The sequence below is a fragment of the Streptomyces sp. NRRL WC-3618 genome (assembly GCF_001280005.1).
Classification (GTDB): Bacteria; Actinomycetota; Actinomycetes; order Streptomycetales; family Streptomycetaceae; genus Streptomyces.
Genome location: NZ_LGDW01000340.1, coordinates 1 through 324, shown reverse-complemented (window position 1 = coordinate 324; position 324 = coordinate 1). Strand labels below are relative to the sequence as shown.

1 pseudogene is annotated in these 324 nt (G+C 74.1%); it reads left to right on the top strand.

Annotated features, from left to right (window positions below):
* Positions 1–132: 132 nt before the first annotated feature.
* Positions 133–306 (top strand): annotated as a pseudogene (locus tag ADL01_RS24925) (thymidine phosphorylase); the annotation flags it as partial.
* Positions 307–324 lie beyond the last annotated feature (18 nt).

Sequence of the window (324 nt, the reverse complement as noted above, 5' to 3'; positions counted from 1 at the left end):
GGTCGGGGGTTCGTACGACATCGGCGCGGCGGGCACGGACTTCGCGGCGGCGCCGGTGGTGCTGGAGCGGATCGCGTAAGCCGGTGGTGGGGCTGAGCGGACGGGCCGCGCCGGGTGGGGGAGTCCCTGCCGGGCGCGGGTATCAAGCTCCACGCCAAGCCGGGCGACACGGTCACGGCAGGCCAGCCCTTGCTCACCCTCCATACGGACACCCCGGCGCGTTTCGAGGTCGGGGGTTCGTACGACATCGGCGCGGCGGGCACGGACTTCGCGGCGGCGCCGGTGGTGCTGGAGCGGATCGCGTAAGCCGGTGGTGGGGCTGAG